4 protein-coding genes are annotated in these 4,584 nt (G+C 68.8%); 1 reads left to right on the forward strand and 3 read right to left on the reverse strand.

Features of this window, described 5'->3' with window-relative positions:
• The 3 genes from FNQ90_RS13400 to FNQ90_RS13410 form a co-directional block, all read right to left on the reverse strand.
• Positions 1-966: ABC transporter permease (locus tag FNQ90_RS13400; protein ID WP_182606592.1), on the reverse strand; the 966-nt coding region annotated here is incomplete at its 3' end.
• Positions 963-2,522, reverse strand: coding sequence for a sugar ABC transporter ATP-binding protein (locus tag FNQ90_RS13405; RefSeq protein WP_182606593.1), 1,560 nt, complete (start codon positions 2,520-2,522; stop codon positions 963-965). The genes FNQ90_RS13400 and FNQ90_RS13405, both read right to left, overlap by 4 nt.
• Before the next feature lie 142 nt (positions 2,523-2,664).
• On the reverse strand, positions 2,665-3,522 hold the full coding sequence (locus FNQ90_RS13410) for an ABC transporter substrate-binding protein (protein ID WP_173019556.1): 858 nt from the start codon (positions 3,520-3,522) through the stop codon (positions 2,665-2,667).
• Between the two features lie 429 nt (positions 3,523-3,951).
• On the opposite strand from FNQ90_RS13410, the gene FNQ90_RS13415 reads away from it, so the two are divergent.
• The coding region (locus tag FNQ90_RS13415; protein ID WP_323379939.1) for a LacI family DNA-binding transcriptional regulator at positions 3,952-4,584 on the forward strand (633 nt) is incomplete at its 3' end.

A 4,584-nucleotide genomic window follows, 5' to 3' on the forward strand; every position in this document is an offset into this window, starting at 1 on the left:
GGGAACACGTCGTGCCCCGGGGGGACGGGCGGCACGCGGGACCTGGAGCAGGCACACGGTGATCACGACAAGGGCTTTGAAGACCAAAGTGGTGTTGGTCGGAACGCCGACGGTGTAGACGGTGGTGGTGAGAGTCTGGATCACCAGGGCGCCGACCAGCGTTCCGGAGAGGGAGTACCGGCCTCCGGCCAGGGAGGTGCCGCCTATGACCACGGCGAGGATGGCGTCCATCTCGATCCACAGTCCGGCGCTGTTGGCGTCCGCCGCGTTGACGTTGGAGCTGATCATCAGACCCGCCACACCCGCGCAGAGTGCGGCGAAGACGTAGACCGTCCCGATGATCGTGCGGGAACGGACACCGGCGAGGCCGGCGGCCCCGGGGTTGGTTCCCACCGCGTGGACGAGGGTCCCCAGCGCGGTGCGGTGGGTCAGCAGGGCGACCCCTCCGAGAACCGCCAGGGCGATGAGGACGACGACCGGCAGAAGGAGGAACCCCGACCCGATCCACCGGTACACGGGGTCGTTGACGGTAACAATCTGCCCTTCGGTGAGCAGCATCGCCACCCCCCGGCCGGCCGTCATCAACACCAGTGTGGCGATGATCGGCTGAATGCCCGCCACGGAGACGAGGAATCCGTTCCACAGGCCGAGGAGCAGGCACGTGCCGAGAGCGAGGAACACGGCGGTGATGGTGTTGCCTCCCCCCGCGATCCAGGTACAGGCGATGGCTCCGGAAATCGCGGCGACCGCTCCCACCGACAGGTCTATCCCGCGGGTGGCGATCACCAGTGTCATCCCGACAGCGATGAGCAGGGTGGGAGCCCCGTTGCGAAGGATGTCCACGACGCTGCCGTGAAGATGCCCGTCCTGGAGCCTGATCTCCAGGAAGGAAGGGGTGACGATCACGTTGAGGGCGATGAGCGCTGCCAGCGCGAGCAGCGGCCACACCAGATGGCCTCGTCTCATCGGGTCACCGCCTCGGGGCGGTTCTCCGGGGCGTCCTCCCGGGCCGCGATCGCGGAGACCACGTCCCGTACGGAGACCTCGTGGCCGGCGAGTTCGGCGACCTTGTGTCGATCGCGCAGCACCACGATCCGGTCCGACACCCTCACCACCTCCTCGACCTCGGCGGAGACGAAGAGCACAGCCGTGCCATCGGCTGCGAGGTCGGCCACCACCTTCTGGATCTGTGCCTTGGCTCCGATGTCGATGCCCCGGGTCGGCTCGTCGAGGATGAGCAGTCGGGGGCGGGTGACCAGCCATCGGGCGAGCAGCACCTTCTGCTGGTTGCCCCCCGAGAGAGCGTCGATGGGGAGTCCGGGATCGGCCGGGCGGATGTCGAGCTTGTCGATGTACTCCTCGACCAGTGCTTCCGCGACGCGACGAGGCACGGGGCGGGCCCAGCCGCGTGCGGCCTGCACGGCCAGAACCAGATTGTCGCGCACGCTGAGTCCCTCGATGATGCCCTCTCCCTTGCGGTCCTCCGAGCAGAAGGCGACGCCCCGGGCGATCACGGCCCGGGGACCACGGGGTCGGACGAGTCGTCCGCCGATGGTGAGGGTGCCGCTGTCCGGCCGGTCCGCGCCGAAGAGCAGTCGGACGGTCTCGGTGCGGCCCGACCCGAGCAGTCCTGCCAGGCCGACCACCTCACCGGCGTGGATGTCGAGGTCGAAGGGGGCGATCGCCCCCTTCCTGCCCAGACCGCGAGCCCGGAGCACGGGCGTGGTGCCGGGGGTGTGGTCCCGGGCCCGACGTTCCACCTTCTCCAGGTTGTCGAGTTCGCGGCCGAGCATGGCCGCCACCAGGTCGAGGCGCCCCATCTCGGCGGTCGCGTACTCCCCGACGAGTCCGCCGTTGCGCAGCACGGTCATCCGGTCGGATATCTCGTACACCTGGTCGAGGAAATGCGAGACGAAGAGGAGGGCCACACCCTCGTCGCGCAACACCCGCATGATGCGGAAGAGTTCGGCGACCTCGTCGGCATCCAGGCTGGAAGTGGGTTCGTCGAGGACCAGTACGCGGGATTCCACCGCCAGGGCGCGGGTGATGGCCACGAGTTGTTGCACCGCGATCGGATGCGCGTCCAGGCGGGAGGCGGGGTCGATGTCCAGCCCCACCCGCTTCAGGAGCCGGGCGGCCCCGGCCCGCAGTGCCCGGCCGTCGATACCGAGGAAACGACGCGGTTCCCGGCCGATCAGGATGTTCTCGGCGACGGACAGGTTGGGGCAGAGGTTGACCTCCTGGTAGACGGTGCTGATTCCGGCCCGTTGGGCCGAGGCGGGGTCGGCGAAGGAGACCGGTCGTCCGTGGAGGCGTATGGTGCCCGCGCTCGGCCGGTGGACTCCGGTGAGCGCTTTGATCAGCGTGGATTTCCCGGCCCCGTTCTCCCCCATCAGGGCGTGTACCTCACCGGGGAGGAGTCGGAAGTCGACCCCCGACAGTGCTTTGACTCCGGGGAACTCGACATCGATGCCGCGCATTTCGACCACCGGGCTCTTTCGGTGCACCGAGGATTCGGTCATGTTCAGCGCCTTCGTCGTCATGGGTGGGGTGGTCACCGCCATGGGCGCGGCGGGCCCCGGGAGCTTCCCGGGGCCCGCCGCGTCGCGGGCCGGGCCGGCCGTCGGCATCGGCGGCGGACCGGCCGTTAGATGTCGGCGGGGTTCAGTACTCACGTTCGGAGAGCACGGCCCTGGCCTCCTCGGGCGTGAAGGTCGTCTCCTCGGTGACCACCCGCTTCGGAACCTCCTCGCCGTTGACGACTTTCCGTGCGAGGTCCATGAGTTGGTCGCCGAGCAGCGGGTTGCACTCCACGATGAAGTTGATCTCGCCATCGGCCAGGGCCCGCATGCCGTCCCTGACCGCGTCCACGGTGATGATGGTGAGGTCGGTGCCCGGCTGTCGACCCGCCGCCTTGATCGCCTCGATGGCGCCCAGGCCCATGTCGTCGTTGTGCGCGTAGACCGCGTCGATCTCCGGAGTCGACTTCAGGAACGCCTCCATCACCTCCTTGCCGCCCGCACGGGTGAAGTCACCGCTCTGGGTGGCCACGATCTCGATATCGGATCGCTCGGCGACAACCTCCTCGAAACCCTTCTTGCGATCGATGGCCGGGGCCGCGCCCGTGGTGCCCTGGAGTTCCACCACCCTGACCGGGCCCTCGGTGTTGTCCACCAGCCACCGACCCGCCTTCCGTCCCTCCTCGACGAAGTCGGAGCCGAGGAACGTCTCGTACAGCGAGGTGTCGTCGGAGTCGATGGCACGGTCGGTGAGGATGACCGGGATCCCTGCCCGGCGGGCCTCCAGCAGCACCGCATCCCAGCCGGTCTCCACGACAGGGCTGAAGGCGATGACGTCCACCCGTTGCTGGATGAAGGAGCGGATCGCCTTGATCTGGTTTTCCTGCTTCTGCTGGGCGTCCGAGAAGCGGAGCTCGACGCCGGCGGCCTCCGCCGCATCCCGGATGGACTTCGTGTTCGCCGTCCGCCACCCGCTCTCGGCTCCCACTTGGGAGAAGCCCATGGTGATCGTGTCATCCGCGCCGCCCGGGGAGCCGGCGTCGGAATCGGATCCCCCGCCGCAACCGGCGAGGGCCGTGAATAACAGAACGGCCGCGGTGGCCCTGGTGATTTTCCCGAACACTGCTCTTCCTCCGGGGTCGACAACGATCCACACCCGTCGCAACGAGTGGGGTGACCGGAATCACAGGCGTCCCAGAGTGAGCGCTAACATGAGAGGCGTCAACCCCAAGTCCACAGCGAGTTCCGACTGTTGACAGGAAACCGAAGGTCGCGGATGTTAGCCGTCACTTCGGTTCCCGCCGCCCGGGTACCCGTCTCTCCCGCCGGTGGGACGCGCCGTTTGGACGGAAGGTGGACTGCGTAGACTCGCCGGGAACCGTGGTCCGGCCGGCGGCACGGGCCGAATCGCCGGAACCCGAGGGGGTGGCAGGTGGAGGACGCCTCGGTGGAGGGTCGGGCCACACGTGCCCCGGCCATGACCGACGTGGCCCGTTTGGCGGGCGTTTCGCACCAGACGGTCTCCCGGGTGCTCAACGGCCATCCCAATGTTCGGGAGCAGACCCGCCTGCGGGTTCGGGCTGCGATCGACGAACTGGGGTACCGGCCCAATCGCGCGGCCCGCACGCTGGCGACCGGGCGTTCCCAACTGCTCGGTGTGGTGGCGCCGAACTCCACCCTGTTCGGCCCGGCGTCCCTGTTGGCCGCTTTCGAACTGGCAGCCGGCACGGCGGGGTTTTCGGTGAGTGTGCGGCGGGTCGGGGTCCTGGACAGGAGATCGATCGCCGAGGCGGTCGAGCACCACCGCGACCAACGAGTGGCCGGAATCGTCGTGATCGCCCCCACCGCCTCGGCGAACGAGGCGCTGACCGAGATACCCGCCGCCGTTCCGGTGGTGACGGTGGACGGAGACCCCCTGCGCCGGACCGCGCTGGTCACCGTGGACCAGGAGGCGGGAGCCATGGCGGCCACCCGTCACCTGCTCGAAGCGGGACACCGCACGGTGTGGCACATCTCGGGACCCTCCGACTGGTTCGACGCGGCCGGGCGGGTGCGGGGGTGGCGG

It is taken from the genome of Streptomyces alkaliphilus (genome assembly GCF_014141535.1).
Lineage (GTDB): Bacteria > Actinomycetota > Actinomycetes > Streptomycetales > Streptomycetaceae > Streptomyces > Streptomyces alkaliphilus.

Excerpts from the sequence above, each read along its gene's own strand:
- FNQ90_RS13405 (WP_182606593.1), bottom strand. The coding sequence starts at position 2,522 with ATGACCGAATCCTCGGTGCACCGAAAGAGCCCGGTGGTCGAAATGCGC.
- FNQ90_RS13410 (WP_173019556.1), bottom strand. The coding sequence starts at position 3,522 with ATGGGCTTCTCCCAAGTGGGAGCCGAGAGCGGGTGGCGGACGGCGAAC.